The organism is Psychrobacter sp. Ps3, assembly GCF_022129275.1.
Lineage (GTDB): Bacteria > Pseudomonadota > Gammaproteobacteria > Pseudomonadales > Moraxellaceae > Psychrobacter > Psychrobacter submarinus.
Genome location: NZ_JADQAL010000038.1, coordinates 8,290 through 26,160, shown reverse-complemented (window position 1 = coordinate 26,160; position 17,871 = coordinate 8,290). Strand labels below are relative to the sequence as shown.

16 protein-coding genes, 1 tRNA gene and 1 CRISPR repeat array are annotated in these 17,871 nt (G+C 43.6%); of the genes, 16 read left to right on the top strand and 1 reads right to left on the bottom strand.

The window, feature by feature from the left end:
• The first annotated feature begins 87 nt into the window (after positions 1-87).
• From I3248_RS10385 to I3248_RS10360, 6 genes are all read left to right on the top strand, one after another.
• Positions 88-450: a roadblock/LC7 domain-containing protein gene (locus tag I3248_RS10385; protein ID WP_010201036.1), complete on the top strand. Its 363-nt coding sequence runs from the start codon at positions 88-90 to the stop codon at positions 448-450.
• A 97-nt stretch (positions 451-547) separates the two neighbouring features.
• A complete protein-coding gene (locus tag I3248_RS10380) occupies positions 548-1,042 on the top strand; it encodes a PAS domain-containing protein (protein WP_238063623.1) in 495 nt (164 codons plus the stop codon).
• Positions 1,043-1,045: 3 nt separating this feature from the next.
• A complete protein-coding gene (locus tag I3248_RS10375; RefSeq protein ID WP_238063622.1) occupies positions 1,046-1,795 on the top strand; it encodes a PhnD/SsuA/transferrin family substrate-binding protein in 750 nt (249 codons plus the stop codon).
• Positions 1,796-1,809: 14 nt separating this feature from the next.
• Complete coding sequence (locus I3248_RS10370; protein WP_238063621.1) at positions 1,810-2,445, top strand: hypothetical protein; 636 nt, start codon at positions 1,810-1,812, stop codon at positions 2,443-2,445.
• An 80-nt stretch (positions 2,446-2,525) separates the two neighbouring features.
• Positions 2,526-3,149, top strand: a complete 624-nt coding sequence (locus tag I3248_RS10365; RefSeq protein WP_201559451.1) for a hypothetical protein — start codon at positions 2,526-2,528, stop codon at positions 3,147-3,149.
• Positions 3,150-3,380: 231 nt separating this feature from the next.
• Positions 3,381-3,457 (top strand) — tRNA-Val (locus I3248_RS10360).
• Positions 3,458-3,686: 229 nt separating this feature from the next.
• Here I3248_RS10360 and I3248_RS10355 read toward each other — a convergent pair.
• Positions 3,687-3,914 (bottom strand): helix-turn-helix transcriptional regulator, encoded by a 228-nt coding sequence (locus I3248_RS10355; protein ID WP_025645165.1) that lies wholly within the window; start codon positions 3,912-3,914, stop codon positions 3,687-3,689.
• A 117-nt stretch (positions 3,915-4,031) separates the two neighbouring features.
• Here I3248_RS10355 and I3248_RS10350 point away from each other — a divergent pair, with 117 nt between their 5' ends.
• The 10 genes from I3248_RS10350 (at position 4,032) to cas6f (ending at position 15,066) form a co-directional block, all read left to right on the top strand.
• Positions 4,032-4,247 (top strand): hypothetical protein, encoded by a 216-nt coding sequence (locus tag I3248_RS10350; RefSeq protein WP_025645163.1) that lies wholly within the window; start codon positions 4,032-4,034, stop codon positions 4,245-4,247.
• Between the two features lie 11 nt (positions 4,248-4,258).
• Positions 4,259-5,455: a site-specific integrase gene (locus I3248_RS10345; protein ID WP_238063620.1), complete on the top strand. Its 1,197-nt coding sequence runs from the start codon at positions 4,259-4,261 to the stop codon at positions 5,453-5,455.
• Positions 5,452-5,742 carry a hypothetical protein gene (locus tag I3248_RS10340; RefSeq protein WP_238063619.1) on the top strand — a complete coding sequence of 97 codons (291 nt, stop codon included), beginning with the start codon at positions 5,452-5,454 and terminating at the stop codon, positions 5,740-5,742. Before I3248_RS10345 ends, I3248_RS10340 begins: the two co-directional genes overlap by 4 nt.
• 10 nt (positions 5,743-5,752) lie before the next feature.
• Positions 5,753-6,073 (top strand): hypothetical protein, encoded by a 321-nt coding sequence (locus I3248_RS10335; RefSeq protein ID WP_238063617.1) that lies wholly within the window; start codon positions 5,753-5,755, stop codon positions 6,071-6,073.
• Positions 6,074-6,244: 171 nt separating this feature from the next.
• The gene (gene cas1f, locus I3248_RS10330; RefSeq protein ID WP_238063615.1) at positions 6,245-7,240 is read left to right on the top strand and encodes a type I-F CRISPR-associated endonuclease Cas1f; all 996 of its coding nucleotides are present in this window, start codon (positions 6,245-6,247) and stop codon (positions 7,238-7,240) included.
• Between the two features lie 3 nt (positions 7,241-7,243).
• Entirely contained in the window at positions 7,244-10,732 is a 3,489-nt protein-coding gene (cas3f, locus tag I3248_RS10325) for a type I-F CRISPR-associated helicase Cas3f (protein ID WP_238063613.1), read from the top strand.
• A gap of 294 nt (positions 10,733-11,026) precedes the next feature.
• A complete protein-coding gene (gene csy1, locus I3248_RS10320; protein WP_238063612.1) occupies positions 11,027-12,406 on the top strand; it encodes a type I-F CRISPR-associated protein Csy1 in 1,380 nt (459 codons plus the stop codon).
• Positions 12,403-13,377 carry a type I-F CRISPR-associated protein Csy2 gene (csy2, locus tag I3248_RS10315; protein ID WP_238063610.1) on the top strand — a complete coding sequence of 325 codons (975 nt, stop codon included), beginning with the start codon at positions 12,403-12,405 and terminating at the stop codon, positions 13,375-13,377. Before csy1 ends, csy2 begins: the two co-directional genes overlap by 4 nt.
• Before the next feature lie 57 nt (positions 13,378-13,434).
• Positions 13,435-14,457, top strand: a complete 1,023-nt coding sequence (csy3, locus tag I3248_RS10310; protein WP_238063608.1) for a type I-F CRISPR-associated protein Csy3 — start codon at positions 13,435-13,437, stop codon at positions 14,455-14,457.
• A 3-nt stretch (positions 14,458-14,460) separates the two neighbouring features.
• On the top strand, positions 14,461-15,066 hold the full coding sequence (cas6f, locus tag I3248_RS10305; protein ID WP_238063606.1) for a type I-F CRISPR-associated endoribonuclease Cas6/Csy4: 606 nt from the start codon (positions 14,461-14,463) through the stop codon (positions 15,064-15,066).
• 170 nt (positions 15,067-15,236) lie between these two features.
• Positions 15,237-17,844: a CRISPR direct-repeat array (repeat unit 28 nt; unit sequence CTTCACCACCGCATAGGTGGCTTAGAAA).
• Between the last annotated feature and the right edge of the window lie 27 nt (positions 17,845-17,871).

Genomic DNA, 17,871 nt, shown 5'->3' with positions numbered 1-17,871 from the left:
CGCCTAAAAAATAGTCGCTGTCAGTGCCATGGTCGAATGTTCAACACGCCCTAATGTTTATTTCACCACCAATTGTAGAGAAAAGTTATGCGTACAGATTCATTCCAACAAATCTTGGAAGACCTAAATAGCTCATCAGCAGACGTCGAAGCATCAGCGCTAATCTCCAACGATGGCCTTATGATTGCCTCAGCATTACCGACTGGCGTTGACGAAGACCGGGTTGGCGCTATGTCTGCCGCGCTGCTGTCATTAGGTGACCGTGCAGGCCGTGAGCTTGCTCGTGGCAGTATCGATCGCATTATGATTCAGGGCGAAAAAGGCTACGTCATTATGACCTCCTCTGGTGATGAGGCAGTCTTAACCATCATGGCTAAGCCGAACGCTAAGCTTGGGCTGATATTTTTGGACATCAAGCGCGCTTCAGAAGCACTAGCCAAACTAATTTAACCGCTCATTTTCACCTGTTGACTTTATATTTATCACTATAGTACCTGCCATAATAATGACGACATCACTATGATTAGGCTAAATAAAGGAGATTGCTATGGTCGCTTCCCTACCGGATGCCACTAAGCCCGATGCCACTGCAGAACCTATCACTATAACTTATCATGACGGCGCATCACGCATCATCTATGATACTGGGATTGAGCGCCCATACCCCGATGGCAAACTCATCGTTTCGCGTACTGACTTGGCGGGTAACATTACCCACGTTAACGACGCTTTTGTTGAGATCAGTGGCTATGATATCGATGAGCTCATCGGTAAACCGCATTATATTTTGCGTCATCCTGATATGCCAAAAGCGGCCTATAAAGATCTATGGAGTACCGCTGAAGCCGGACAAAAGTGGCATGGCTATGTGAAGAACTTATGTAAAGATGGCAGCCACTACTGGGTCTACGCCACCGTTGTACCAAATGTTCGCCGCGGCGAGACTGTCGGCTATACGTCAGTACGCCGTAAGCCATCACGCAGTAAGATAGCCGACGCCACCACGCAATATGCGCAAATGAAACAAGATGAGGAAGGTTAAATCATGACGACACATAATATGTTAATCGCCCCTGATTTTTCACCTGAGCGGTTTGCAGGCTGGCACATGCTCAATACGTTGATCCAAAAACGCGCCAACATCAATATGCATCTCAATATGCCAGCAGCTCATGCTGAGCAAGAAGACATTATTGCTCAAGGTGATATTCAGGTCATTTATGCCAATCCATTCGATGCTGCGGCCCTCATTCGTGAGCAGGGCTATCGCGCCGTGGCGCGTCCTATTGGTAAGTCAGACGAGATGGTCATTGCTGCTGCAAGTAATGGCGAGATTGGCAGTTTAGAGCACGTTGCTACTGGGATGACCGTCGCAATGGCCAATAACCGCGATGTCAAACTGATTGGCCTACGTTTGCTCGAGGCGGTCGATATCATGGAGCCTGATCTGAGCTGGGATATCACTGAAACTTACCAAGCCGCGGCGCGCAAAGTCATCAAAGGCGAGGCGCAAGTCGGGTTCTTTTTAGCTGAGATCTTTCATAGCTTCTCAAGGTTGACCAAAGCTCAGCTCTCGGTACTAATCGAGAGTGACTTGGCAGATATCAGTCATGTGTTACTTGTCAAAGAAGGCTTTGCTGATAGCCAAGTCTTGATGGATGCGATCTTAAACCTACATAAAGACGAAGATGGCAAAGAAGTACTCACTGAGCTCGGTATGGCGCAAGGGTTTGAGGCTATGAGCGAAGAAGACGGCGAATTTATGATAGATCTGATGGAAACTTTGCTTGATTAGTTTAGGATACTGCTATGAGTGACCTCTCTACCACCGCGATGCAAGAAGCAACTGCTCGTCATGATTTTCGTTTTTATTCGCGCAAGATATTTTCTGCGCCTAATAATCGCTATTATCATGAGCAGCGCATCAACGCCGCCTTGCTCCTCAAAGAAAAAGAGCCGCTACAAGGCGCGGTCGCTGACTTTTTTTATGGCTGTTGGTACGACATTCCCTATGACGTTGAGGATATATTTATCCGTATTCAGAACCGCTTGCATCCGCAGATAGAGCGCGCGTTTCGTAACTGTATTAATAAGATTGACTATATCCGGCATAGCAGCGAGTTTGCCACGCGCTGGAGCGTGCTGATTACCCCTTCTCTCAATGTCGATACGCACCGCCTGCGTATCAGTAGCGATGATGCGAAAGAGATCGCTAAGAATATCACCACTGAGCTGATGAGCGCGCGCGATAATGAGGACTGGAGCACTATCGAGCAGATAGAGAACGAGTTTTTTGCGCACTGCTTAGCTTGTAACGATCGTCTCGCCTTCTCTATCGTCTGGTTTCGTTTAGGTAAGAGCGACTGGCAGTTCGATCAGCGCTGGCAAAGCTGTCAAGAGCACTTGGAGCAAACCCAAGTCGCATCAGTAGCAACAGACGCCTAACTACAGCTTAGCTCCTTCTGAGCTCTTATCTCACTTTTTCACTCAGCAACTAGATACGCACTACAAATAAGGTTACCTTTATGTCCAGTTTTGCTCATGCCGAAAAAACCTATATCACGTTGACCCCAGCGGGCGTTTTTGAAGCCTTCTCACAGCCCAAGCCTACGGCGATGCAATTGGCTCTACAAGCGCTGTTATCGCACCGAGAGACTATGTTAGTCGCCGATTGGCTCAAAGCGTTTCCTGAGCTGTGGCTTGAGGGTTTCGTTGAGCAGGGCTTTATTGAGAAGCTCTCAACCTTTTTACCTGCGCCTAACCTACCGCTAGATCAGTTTTTGCCATATGTCGTCGCCAGCCTCTCAGGCAAGCGCCGTGCTGCTATCGCCTCAGATGAGGGCTTTTGTTTGGCACGGATTGGTTATAGTCAAGAAGAAGCGGATATGCTGAGTGTCGCGGCGGCGGACTTTTCAGGGTTTATGCTTAGGCAGCAGCAGCGTGGCTGGTCATTGGATAGCCGCGCCATCTCGTTCTTTCAACAAGTGGATCTACTCATCCCTGAGACAAGCTTTGTATTTTTGTGGATTGATAATGATGGTTATGCTGTCATCATCGATGGTGAACCTTTAACCAATAATCGCGCCTTCGTTGAGCTGATTTGGGGTATTAAAACCTCGGGGCTAAAATTCGAAACTGCAGAAGCGTAAAGCTGAAACTATAAACGGACTGTTTATTGATCGTTTTAGACGTTGTTTAGAACGGTTTGCTTAAGGCTATTTATTGAACTTTTTACGTCAGTAATACATCTGTCTACTTTACCATAACGCAAATACACCCTTGGTAAACTGGCTAAAAAACTATTTATCTAAATATCCTGTAATTATTCTCATAAAAGACTTGCAAAGTCTGAAAAACTTGCTAAAATGCATGGCCTAAATAGGCGTATAGCTCAGTTGGTTAGAGCGCTACCTTGACATGGTAGAGGTCGTTGGTTCGAATCCGATTACGCCTACCAGATTCGAAAGCCCCAATCTTTTTGATTGGGGCTTTTTTTTGTCCGTGAAATATGGGCTGTAGCGGAAAAACCATTATTAAATCACACTATAATCATAACTATTCAATCAGCTCGAAATATCTCAAAAAAGCGACGGTGACCAAATGGTGACCAAACCGTGACTAGCCTACAAAAACCATTAAAATTAAAAGCTTCTTTTTGACCTCTACTCTAAAACTATTATTGACTTCTATTTTTCAATAACTTCTACTTTCTTTTCTTCTACATATTCAAAAATATCTCCTACCCCTACTTCAAGATAGGCACAAAGTTTATCTATAGTATCGAAATCAATTCTTGACGACTGATCATTGTATATCTTGTGCAAAGTTGTTTTGCTCACTCCTGTCGCTCGTACGGCATCCGCTACTTTTAACCTTCTTTCAGCTAACAAAGTTGGGAGATGGTTAACTATCATCTTAAAAACTCCAATTTTAATTATAAAAAATACTTGCATAGTTATAATTTTATGGTAAATTACAACTATGGTATTTAAAAGTACCATTATGGTTAAACTTTATATAAGGAATATATTATGTCACATACCTACCTAACTACCCAAGAGCTTTCTGAGCTCATTAAGTATAACCCTCGTACTATTCGCAATGAGCTCAAAGATACTGTGCTTATCGAAGGTATTCATTACATCCGGCCGTTTGGTGGACGCAAAATTTTATATGTTTGGGAAGAGATCGAAAAAGATATGCGTACTGGTGTCACCGGTAGCATCAACGCTATGGCTCTACAATAAGGAGAAATATTATGGCTAGTATTAGAAGTAGATATAACAAGTTGGTGGTCGACTTTCGCTATATGAACAAACGCTGTAGGGAAACGACAAACCTCATTGACACGCCAGCGAATCGTAAAAAGCTTGAAAAAGTGATTGAGAAGATGGAAGCAGAGATTACCTTGGGCATATTTAGTTATGCTAAGTATTTCCCCAAAAGCGATAAATGCGATGAGATGATGGCGTTAAGTGATCGCAAGGACTGTCTTCAAAGTGACGTCCTTTCATTTAAGGAATTTGCGCTGCTATGGTTTTCTGAAAAAGAGATCGAATGGCGTGATACTTACAAACGTAAGATTAAAGAAATTATTGATATGTATTTACTGCCTAAGTTCGACACTAAGCCTATTCATCTCATAAAAAAGACAGATGTATTAGCCTTCCGTTCATCCCTCGCCAAAGTGACTTACGGAAAAGCTAACAAGCATCTGTCAGCGGCACGCATCAATTCGATCATGGTACCTTTAGGTATGATACTAAAAGAAGCAGCGAAACGCTATAAATTTGATAATCCTTACTACGATATCAATGCGCTCAAACAGCCCAAAACGGATATTCAACCATTCACACTAAGTGAGGTTTGGACGTTTATTAATGGTGTAAGAGCAGACTATCGCAATTATTATCTAGTACGTTTTTTCACAGGTATGCGTACGAGTGAGATTGATGGATTAACTTGGGAGAACATTGACTTTGATCGGCGTGAGATTGTGATTAAACAAGCTTATGTCAAAGGCAAAATTGTTCCTCCTAAGACTCAGGAGTCTTACCGTGCGATTCAAATGTCACCTTGGGTCTACGATGCTCTAAAGGAACAGCAGGCCATCACTTATAAGCGATCTGACTATGTGTTTTGTGCGCATACCGGTGAGCCTTTAGATTATAACAACGTGAATAAACGTGTTTGGCACCCTACTCTTAAGATTTTAGGTCTGAAGAAGCGTAATGCTTATCAGACTCGTCATACCGCAGCGACGCTATGGTTGGCTGCTGGCGAAAGTCCTGAGTGGATTGCCAGTCAAATGGGACACTCTACGACCAAGATGCTATTCAACACGTATAGCCGTTACGTACCGAATATGACTCGGCAGGATGGTAGTGCGTTTGAGGCTTTAGTCAATCGTAGTCAATTGGTTCAATCCTCTGCTGACCAGGAGACGTCACAATGAAAATGATTGATTATGAAAAGCTGTTTAGCGAGTTTAAGCCTGATGGTGCTATCAGTGAAGATGCTAATGAGATTGCTAATACGCTCATTCGTGAACTTTTTATTCAATCTGGCACTGGTTTAGCACGCCTCTTAGGAATGAAACCTTGTTTTGATAATCATATGGCGATGCGCGTATGGGTACAGAAACGTTTAGATGCTAATAGTGACTATCTTGTTGATGAGATGTGTCGTCAGTTAGAGAGTGAGCTTTATGTCCTTTTACCGCAAACCATCTATGGCTACTAGGGAGAATACTATGAGTATAAGTTTCGTGTTCGACCCAACGCTTAATGAGGCAGTTAAAGACTTTTGCCGTGAGTACTGGTCTTATAATTCGCCCGATAATTATCTCGCTCATGTAGAGATCCTATGTCAGTCTTACGGTATAAGCTACTCTTTACTGTTTAGGACACTCTCGAAGTGTCAGGCATATCTAGACGATGTGCATTGTGAGTACTGTGGTCGTCCATACCAGCTTGATGTACCAGCAGATATACCTTATGCAAGGAGGTTAAATTCTTGGTTTTGTGAAGGATGTATCAGCTTTTCTGGTGGACAGCTTATTGCAGATAGATAGGTTTTTATAGGCAACTTATTGCCAGATAACTTAGGTTATCTGGTTTCGCATTCAATTAACTAGCGACATATACTGTCGTTTTAAATATATTATTCATTGTTTTACGAACAAAGTTCCGTTAAAGTAAATCCGTATTCAAATTCTATGATACTTTCAATAGACGGAGCTATTATGGCAAAACCTAGCAATCCTTATACCGATAATAGCTTTGTCTCCTCTGATCTTAAGACTATTTTGCACTCCAAACGTGCCAATATCTACTACCTCTCGCACTGCCGCGTCATGCAAAAAGACGGCAGAATTCTCTATCTCACCGAAGACGATAAAGCCAACCTGTTCTATAACATTCCTATTGCCAATACCACCTCCATCTTACTCGGTACGGGCACCTCCATCACCCAAGCGGCGATGCGTTTACTGTCGCAGGCTGGGGTTTTGGTGGGCTTTTGCGGTGGCGGTGGTACGCCGCTATTTATGGGATCTGAGCGTGAAGTCTTCGTTGAGTGGCTGACGCCGCAAAGCGAATATCGACCGACTGAGTATGTGCAAGGTTGGCTCAGTTGGTGGTGGGACGACGATAAACGCCTAGCTGCCGCTAAGATGCTACAACATGCGCGTTTGGCTTACTTACAAGCAATTTGGAGCAAAGATGCCGATCTAAAACGTCAGGGATTTGATAGCAGTCGTGATGACATTAAAGCGCTCATTGATAACAATATTCGACAAATCGATCAGCAAACTGAGGTCATGCACTTATTGCAGTTAGAAGCTCGCCTGACCAAAAACCTGTATAAACTCGCTGCCAAAAACACCGGCTATGACGGTTTTACTCGCGCCCATGATGGTATCGATAAGGCCAATAGCTTTCTCAATCATGGCAACTATTTGGCCTACGGACTGGGTGCAACCACCGCATGGACGCTAGGTATTCCACATGGTTTTGCAGTCATGCATGGCAAAACCCGGCGCGGGGCACTGGTGTTCGATATCGCCGATATTATCAAAGATGCGCTAGTGCTCCCCCTCGCCTTTATATGTGCTAGTGAAAATATGAGCGAGCAAGAGTTTCGCCAGGAGTGCTTAAACTTATTTACCAAACATCATGCGCTAGATTATCAGTTTGAAGCTGTTAAACAGATTGCTATGAATAAAAGCTGGCAGGTGTAGAAAATGATCGTTACCTTTGTATCTCAATGCGAGAAAAAATCGCTAAAACGTACTCGCAGAATCTTAGACGCCTTTGCCAATCGTATTGGTAATAATGTGTGGCAGACGGCGATCACTGAGGATGGATTACAGACGGTTAAGCAGCTACTACGCAAGTCAGCGACCAAGTCGACGGCGGTAAGCTGTCATCGTAATAAGACTCGTCAGCTGACGGAGCTAGTGTGGATTGTAGGTAATAAGCGACGGTTTAATGAGGTGGGTGTGGTTCCTGTGAACCGTACCAAGCGTAACATCTTACATAGTGAATGGGAAAATGAATGGACGTATGCTAGCAGTATTCAAATCATCGCTACTATCGCCGCACTAATACATGATATTGGCAAGTCTACTAAAGGCTTCCAGAAAAAGCTCAAGGAAGGCAGCAAACAAGGCGATTCTTATCGTCATGAATGGATATCACTCAAGTTATTTGAATTGATGATCAAAGACTGCACCACAGATACTGCTTGGCTTGAGCGCATGATTGAGTTAAACAGTTGGTTAGAGAGCCAAGACATAGAAAAGCTGCTGTCTACTACTAATCCAGACGATGTAAACATTCAAGCCATGCCACCACTCGCCCAGTGGGTTGCTTGGCTTATCGTCACTCATCATCGCTTGCCACCTGCCGATAAAGTATTTCATTCATTTACCGCCATTCAAAGAGCGCAGCTTGCAAACTCTCGCGAAAAGCGACCTTATAAACAAGATTTACAAGCGTTTTATCATTGCCTAGCACCTTTTGATTATTGGGTAAAAAACCCAAAATCGATTGATGAGATGACTCAAGCTCAATTAAAGTATTTTTGGCAATTTGAGAATTTAGTTATTAATAGTGCTGTTTGGCAAAAAAACATCAGACGCTGGAGTAAAAAAGCACTTAATGATCCTGCTCTGATGCAGCTTGGTCAGCAAGCAGTTGATGACAATAAAGCAATCAGTGACCCTTTTTTATTACATATATCCCGATTATGTTTAATGGTTGGCGATCATAACTATTCGAGTTTAAAAGAGGACGATAAACGCTGTATTAGTGTCGATAGTCAATTTAAAAAACTAGCTGCCAATACGGATCGGACTGCTAGCACACCTACTATTAAGCAATCACTAGAAGAGCATTTACTAGGAGTTGGTGCATTCACAGCACATTTTTGCCGAGCGCTGCCTATTATAGCCAGCGAAATGCCGTCATTGCGCAATCACGACCCACTAGCCAAGCCCACAGGTATTGATCGGTTTAAATGGCAGAATCAAGCTTTTAAGATGACTTACGGTTTGGCTGATACCACGCGCGAGCATGGTTTTTTTGGTGTCAATATGGCGTCAACTGGCGCAGGCAAAACCATTGGCAATGCTCGTATCATGTATGCCCTAGCTGACCCTAAAAAGGGCGCACGCTTTACCATTGCGCTAGGACTACGTATTTTAACTTTACAAACAGGTCTAAGCTTTCGCAAGAATTTAAAACTTGCAGGTGATCAATTAGCCATACTTGTAGGCGGTAGCGCTAATAAAAAGCTGTTTGAGATGGCATACGACAATAAATCTAGCGAATTCACCAATATCATCGGTGAATATCAAAAAGATGATGAGCCAGACCATGAGTCTGAAAGCTTTGGCAGTGAATCAAGTGCGGATTTATTAGATGAAATCGTTGATAGCGATATTGATTATCAAGACTATGAGGCGCTAAATCTCGATACCGTCATTGCCAGCCCGAAAGCGCGTGATTTGATCTTTGTGCCTATCGTGACCTGTACCGTTGATCATATTATTCAAGCAAGTGAATGCAAACGCGGCGGCAAATATATCGCGCCCATGCTGCGCTTGCTGAGTAGCGACTTAATTCTCGATGAGCCAGACGACTTTGACCAAGCAGATTTACCTGCGTTATCAAGGCTTATGCACTTAGCAGGTCTGTTTGGGACGCGTGTCTTGCTATCATCTGCGACCTTGACGCCTGATTTGGTGACAGGACTGTTTGAAGCTTATATGGAAGGTCGCAAGCTGTTTAATAAAAGCCAAAACAAACCTACTCCAAAAGTGGTTTGCGCATGGTTTGATGAACAGCCTAAAGCTATGCTATCTGAGCAATGTAGTGACATTAAAGACTTTCAATCGACCCATGAGCAGTTTTGTGAGCAGCGCGCCACTTATTTGAGTCGTCAGCCAGTGCGCCGCAAAGCCGATATCATGGCGTTTAAATCACAATATACTAAAGATAAAGCCGCGCAGTTTTATAGCGAGCTTGCACAAACGCTTGTTGATGCGGCAGTCGATTTGCACGACAAACATCACGAAACTGATTTGCAAAATGACAAAGGCAATAAAAATATTCGAGTCAGCATTGGTCTGATCCGTATTGCTAATATTAACAATATCAATAGCACTGCTATGCAGTTGTTTAATGCTGATGGCGCCAATATTCCAAAAGATACTATCATTCATGTTGCCTGCTATCATGCCAAGCAGCTTTTATTATTGCGTAATAGCCTTGAGAACAAGCTTGATCGGATTTTAGACCGTAGTGACCCTAACAGTAGCATTTTTGATCATACTGAAATCAAGCAAGCCATCAGTGACAACCCTGCCAAAAACCATATCTTTGTGGTGCTGGCGACACCAGTGGCAGAAGTTGGCCGTGATCACGATTATGATTGGGCGATTGTAGAACCCTCATCAATGCGCTCAATCATTCAGCTGGCCGGGCGCGTTTGGCGGCATCGTCCTGATAAAGTCGCTGATACGTCCAACATGCTGTTGCTACAATACAATTTGCGCTATTTTAAATACCCCAATGCCAAGCGTCCTATCTTTACCCATCCAGGGTTTGAAACCACCCAGTTTAAGCCGCCAAGCTATGATTTAGCTCAAATCATGCCGCAAGCGCAGCTCGCTCAAGTTGACGCAAGAGCCAGAATCCAAGCGCCCAAACATACAAAAATAGATACGCTGAGTGACCTTGAGCATAGCGTTATGCGCCACTTGTTGAACAACCCCACACTCAACTATGTCAACGCCTATTGGGACAGCAAAGCGACTGCCAACCGCACTTATACTTACTTGCAGCAAATTAGTCCCTTCCGAGCAGGGACGCCGCAAGACGACTGGCTACTCATACCGCGCATGGTACATGATGACGAGGATACTGATATTCTCATATCGGGGTTTGATGTTTATCACAGCGAAGATGTCTTTGAAAAAGGACTTGCGAAATCTAGCACGCAAAACAAAACCATTTATCCGCTGTCTTTTGACTTTGAACATCCGCAAGTCAAACCATGGCTTAGCACTTCATTAAATAAAGCGCTACAAGACATTCAAATCGCGCAGCCGGATAAAAGTTTGCGCTCACTTGCCATTACTTATTCATCAGTATCACTTGATAGCATCAAGTCTAACAACAGCAAAGGCTGGGCGTTCCATGAGTTTTTTGGTTTTGTACGGCAATAGATCATTTAGATGGGCATAAAAAAGCACGGCGTGAACCGTGCTTAGATATAAGCCACCTATGCGGTGGGAAAAGAAAGTTTTTTACTGTAATAGCATCTTCTAAGTCACCTAAACGGTGAGTTTACATTATAACAGTGTTAAATAATTTTCCTAAAATAAAATAGATTGTGAGATGTGTTTACTATTCATTTGTTTGGCTATATAGTGAAAAAACAATGTTTATTTTTTTAAGTATATTAATGTAAAAGCATGGTTAATAATTAAACTATTAATGACTACTAAAGGAGCTGAATCTTGATTGAACTAACCCCAGAGCTGGCAAGCGGTGCAGTAAAAGCCGCGTTAACCAGCTTATATGATAAAAAAACCGAAACGCAGCAAAAGCAGCTCACCAAAGCAATTGAAAGCGGCGATGAAGTAAAGGCAGCAGAGTTACGATCCGCGCTCGCTGAAACAAAAGAAAAATACAGCGTCGCTACTTGGATTTCTGATGCTGCCAATCGTATGGCAAAACAGCTTAATTTTGGCACGCATATCTCAAAAGGCGTTCATCCTGATGCCAAAGGCGATAACGTCAGCTTTAAAACGAGTCATAATCGTGCCAATACCATCATCGGTACGCATTCGATAGACAGCAGTTATATTGATGCTAATGGTAATGCTGCTGCCCTGCCCCTCGCCAATTTTTTTGATTTTAAAGTCAATGAAGACACGAAGATTCGAGATTTAATCTTATCGGACAACGCTGATTTTATCGCTTCACTTGCTGGTGATCAAAAACTTGCTAATGAGTATCAGCAAATATTTAAACAAGCATTGCAAAATATCATTACTAACCCTGTCACTCATGAGCGTAACAAACAAACGCTTTGGGCCACTAATGCTTATGAAGGGCAAGCTTTGCAGCAGCTTGATTATATTAACATCATCCCGCTTTATCCTTCTGTACTGACCCATGAAGTCTATCAGCGTATTAATCATTTAAAGTTTTCTGATGAAAATAAGGCAGCGCGGGATAACCGTTTTAAAAAAACCGCTGAGCAAAAACCTTATGTTACTTTAAACGATCTAGCAACTCTTCAACTTGGTGGCACAAAACCTCAAAACGTCAGTTTGCTTATGAGTAAGCAAGGCGGTCGTAACTACCTTCTCCCCTCGCTACCACCAATCATTAAGCAAGACCGCAGCTTTAAACTGTCCAAATTTGCTAATAGTATTTTTAGCACCGCAATGGAATATAACGCACGCGAAGCGATTCAAAGTATTTTTAAAGCCATCAAAGACACGCGTAATATCGTCGATGTCAGGGACGCGCGCAAACGGGCGATCGATGAAGTGCTTTATCAAATCTTTGCAATTGCCGAAGATATCCGCAGCACTATGCCAGCAGGCTGGTCTATGGACTATGAGCTTGATCGCGCCCAAAAACTTTGGCTTGATCCCAAGCGCGCTGATCTTGAAGGAGAAGAAGGCTTTAAAGCTGAGCGTGAGCAAGAAGACGATTGGCATCGCGACATTGTTCATAGCTTTGCGCGCTGGCTGAACACCTTGATGCAAGCAGAATTTAAAGCTATAGCTAATGATTTCGGCGATGCTGAGCATTTGGACTGGGAGCGCGAAATTGAAGATATGAAAAAACGCTATGAACGTGCAGGTAAAGGAGTGTTCTTATGAGCCGTATAGACGACGATGACAATAATAGTGGTGTGGTAGGTTATTTGCTGATTAAAAAAGTCGTTATTGATAGCGCAAATACTATCTCAAGCCCCATTACTTACGGTTTCCCGGCCATCACGGGGTTTTTGGGTAGCTTTCATGCCATGTCGCGTAAGATGGCTGACGATGATGTGCTATCTGATGTGTCCTTAGGCGGTGTACTGCTCGCTTGTCATGATTGCCAGCCACAGATGTATCGTCCTAACCCTTATAACAACTACACCCTTAATCAAACGCGTAACCCAATTAAAAAGGATGGCAAGACCGCGTCTATCATTGAAGAAGGTAAATGCCGCTTAGTCATGAGCTTTGTGGTTGAAGTGCTGTCAGAGACGATGCTTAGTACTGAGCAGCAAGACAGCGCTATACAAAAAACCAAGCAATTGGTATATCAGCAGCGTATGGCAGGTGGCAGCGTACGTGAGCTTGCGCGATTTGAGCCAGTGCAATTTTTTGAAACAGATGATATCAGTGCTGTGATTCCGCAACTGCTGCCTGCCTTTGTCCTTATGGATGCGCAAGATGAATTTGCGCAAATCATCGATGAAGTACAAGCCGACAATTCAGATGCCACCCCTTTAGATGCATTAATAGACGTCTGCGCGTTGCACCAAGTCCCTGAAGCTAAGTCTAATGGCGATACCAATTGGTCAACCCTATCACGTAAAACAGGTCACGGATGGCTAGTGCCGATGTCAATAGGCTATCAAGGTATATCCGAACTATTTGATGCAGGCATTATGCAAAATGTACGCAATCCTGAATATTGCAGCCAGTATGTTGAGGCTATCTATAGCCTTGGCAAATGGGTCTATCCGCAACGTTTAAACCGTATCGGCGGTGATCATGATATAGCCAATGCTTTTTGGCGCTACCATTATGACGCTGATCAAAACCTTTACTTAGTTACCCAGCATCACGACTTTTAATTTTAACGTTCTACTTTAACCAACCTTTTAAACACCTTTATCATCACGGAGAATACCATGTCAAAAACTGCCCTAAAAACCGCTTCTGTCTTAGCCTTTGAGCGTAACCTTGACGTATCAGATGCCTACCTTTGGCAAATGGACAGCCAAGCAGACAATAATAGTGCTAAGTCGCCCGTTGTTATCAAAGAAAAATCGGTGCGCGGTACGATCAGTAATCGCCTCAAAAACGCCATTACCAACGATCCTGCCAAGCTCGATGCGGAGACCGAAAAAGCTAATCTACAAAAGGTGGATTCTGCCGCTTTAGATGAAACCAATGATACTTTAATTGCTCGTTTTAGTATGAAGGTATTGCCGTTTACTGGTAAGCCGAACGTCTGTAATGATCAAGACTATCAGCAAGCCTTGGAGCAAGTGGTCAGCGATTATCTAGATAATCAGGGCGTCGATGAATTGGCAAGACGTTATGCGACAAATATTTTAAACGCACGCTGGCTGTGGCGTAATCGCGTCGGAACAGAGCGCATTGAGGTCACTGTCAAATGTAATGATAAAACCATCACCGTCGAAGACGCCAAAGCCTATGGTCTTAAAGACTTCAGCACGAATGATGAGAATATTAGTCAAGTCGCTAACTGGATTAAAGCAGGTCTAAACGGCGATGAGTTTATTATCCTATATGTTGAAGCTAAGGCCATCATCGGTTATGGTCAAGAAGTTTACCCGTCACAAGAGCTAATCCTTGATACAGGTAGCAAAAAAAGCAAAGTACTGTACCGCGTGAGCGACAAAAAAGGCTTTGAGGACAATGCTGGCATGCACTCACAAAAAGTCAGTAATGCCATTCGCACAATCGATGACTGGTATCCTGATGCTGAGTTTCCTATCGCTGTTGAGCCGTATGGTGCGGTCACGACACTTGGTACAGCGTTCCGTCAACCTAAAGCAAAAATGGACTTTTATACCTTATTTGATAATTGGGTATTGAAGGGTGATGAGCCAGATATCGACCAGCAGCATTATGTGATGGGCGTACTTATCCGTGGTGGCGTGTTCGGTGCCAGTGGCAAGGAGTAACTTATGAGTCAGTTGACCCATTTTCAAGAAATCACCCTCATTCCTGATCCTGATATTGCGCCTTACTTTATTTGGAGTAAGCTATTTAATCAGTTGCACATTGCGCTCGCTGATGTCAAAAACAAGCATAATATTGATAGCATTGGCGTAAGCTTCCCTGATTATCATTATGATAGTAAAAAGGAGCAGTCCTCCAAGCTTGGGTTAAAGCTACGCGTCTTTGCGCTCAGTCAAAAAGATTTAGAAACCCTAAACCTTGCCAAACGGCTAGAGAGATTGACTGATTATGTGCATATTAAAGGTATCAAAGAAGTTGGTGATAAAGCTACTGGCTATGTCAGTGTACATCGTTACCGCTTTAAACCTGCTGATATGCAAGCGGAGTCATTAGCAAACAAGCTTGGCGTCAGTTATGAAGACGCTATGGCAACCGTGAATAAGCGCGCACCTGAAAAGGCTGTGCCTTATATCCAAATGCGCAGTCAGACCAATCACAGCAATTATCGTTTACGGGTGCTACAGCTACCTTTTGATACACCAAAGGCTGGCAATTTCAATACTTACGGTATGAATGGCATGTCTGATCATGTCACCGTGCCGCACTGGTAAAAAAGTCGTTACGCGCGACCCAGAAAGAGGGTATAAAAACCCTTTTTTTGAGCTATTTAAAAACTTGCAATAAAATCAACCAGTTACAATAGAGTGAAAAATGGAGGGTAAAATAGGGTATTTTGACCTCCATGCCTTGTTGTAACTAAATTTTTTGAGGTATAATTCCTCTTCACCACCGCATAGGTGGCTTAGAAATGGGGTAAGGTATCGTCAAAAAGACGTTTATTCTTCACCACCGCATAGGTGGCTTAGAAATGTTTTAAAGCGACCGATAAACTGTTTTGCAACTTCACCACCGCATAGGTGGCTTAGAAAGTTGAATTAAGCATAACGGGCGGGGTTTTGACCTTCACCACCGCATAGGTGGCTTAGAAAAAAAATCATGGGGCGGTGTGTTTAGCGATACACTTCACCACCGCATAGGTGGCTTAGAAATTATATAGCGCTACCTGATGGCGTCAAATGGGCTTCACCACCGCATAGGTGGCTTAGAAAACCACGATTTCGGCTCCCCCACGCAGCCCACACTTCACCACCGCATAGGTGGCTTAGAAAGAGGCTTTTGGGTTATTGGTCATGGAGCTAGGCTTCACCACCGCATAGGTGGCTTAGAAAACTTATTTTTGAGGATGCCTTTATATTTACGTCTTCACCACCGCATAGGTGGCTTAGAAAGCTGATAACCCTCAGCGGTACGATATTCCAGCCTTCACCACCGCATAGGTGGCTTAGAAATCAATCGTTGCACCTAGCAACATACTACGCCCCTTCACCACCGCATAGGTGGCTTAGAAATATAGTGCATAGTGATATATCTAGCCTTTCGCCTTCACCACCGCATAGGTGGCTTAGAAATCTAACCGTTTGTAATCTTTGCAATAATCTTTCTTCACCACCGCATAGGTGGCTTAGAAATTAGAGAATGATGACGGTAAGCCAGCTACCATCTTCACCACCGCATAGGTGGCTTAGAAAAGTTGTGCGAGCGCAGGAAGTGTTAGATAAGCCTTCACCACCGCATAGGTGGCTTAGAAAAGCTTGCGATTCATTATGTTGGCGGATCACTTCTTCACCACCGCATAGGTGGCTTAGAAAACAGCATTGAAGTTATCCACAGAATTACCAACCTTCACCACCGCATAGGTGGCTTAGAAATTATTTTGCGTCATGAAACCTAGTTTTAAACGCTTCACCACCGCATAGGTGGCTTAGAAAAATACCGTCCTCATATCAAGATCCTCAAAGTTCTTCACCACCGCATAGGTGGCTTAGAAAAAATATTGGACATAAAAAAAGACGAGAGCAATCTTCACCACCGCATAGGTGGCTTAGAAAATAATTTTTAAAAATCGGTTTCATCAAATAAGCTTCACCACCGCATAGGTGGCTTAGAAAATTGATATACTTGACTTATTATTTTAGTTAATCTTCACCACCGCATAGGTGGCTTAGAAAACACGCTTTAAGCCTAGCAGCAGCAGGGAGTACTTCACCACCGCATAGGTGGCTTAGAAAAATCACGATTAATGAGACTGGTGTTGGTCAAGCTTCACCACCGCATAGGTGGCTTAGAAATGAAAATGGGTTTGTTTGTTCTTTATTGCCAACTTCACCACCGCATAGGTGGCTTAGAAAGTTCCAGCCAACACAGCGCGTATTGGTACAGACTTCACCACCGCATAGGTGGCTTAGAAAAAAGAATACGGACGCCGCTTCTGTCATGCCAGCTTCACCACCGCATAGGTGGCTTAGAAAACCTTGATAGCGCACCAAGCATCGCGCCGCTTCTTCACCACCGCATAGGTGGCTTAGAAAGATAGCTGGCTATAGCTTAAATTGGCCTTTTTCTTCACCACCGCATAGGTGGCTTAGAAATTTTATCTTTTACACTGCCCCAAACTTCTACGCTTCACCACCGCATAGGTGGCTTAGAAATAAAGTAAAGCTCATTTCTGAAACTTCGGTAACTTCACCACCGCATAGGTGGCTTAGAAAACACATTCTTTTAAAGTGGCTTTAGACTCCTTCTTCACCACCGCATAGGTGGCTTAGAAAAATTTTAATGATTTCATCAACTAGCTTACCTGCTTCACCACCGCATAGGTGGCTTAGAAATATAACCCTAACAATAGCAGCCCTTACAGCTCCTTCACCACCGCATAGGTGGCTTAGAAAAATACCACCGGCTACACCAGTGTCACTATAACCTTCACCACCGCATAGGTGGCTTAGAAAATCAAGCCATCTAATTGCTCAGACAAATTATCCTTCACCACCGCATAGGTGGCTTAGAAATCTCTAGTGGGCTTTACAGGAATTATTTATGACTTCACCACCGCATAGGTGGCTTAGAAATATGAAGTGTCACAGGCGTCACAAGTGTCAATCTTCACCACCGCATAGGTGGCTTAGAAAATTCAGCGGGTACAGTACAGAGAGAAGAACACCTTCACCACCGCATAGGTGGCTTAGAAATAATCAAGATATAAATTATCTACCCTACCCTGCTTCACCACCGCATAGGTGGCTTAGAAAAAGATCAGGCGGTCTTTTTCGCCTGTCCTGGCCTTCACCACCGCATAGGTGGCTTAGAAAACACAATGCAGTCGTCGCTGATGCCTGCCACCCTTCACCACCGCATAGGTGGCTTAGAAAGTATATACCAAATGTATAAGGAATTACTATGGCTTCACCACCGCATAGGTGGCTTAGAAATGTAGGCTCAAAAATAGCTGATCTTAACGAGACTTCACCACCGCATAGGTGGCTTAGAAAAAATCAAAGCAGCAGTCAACCACCATC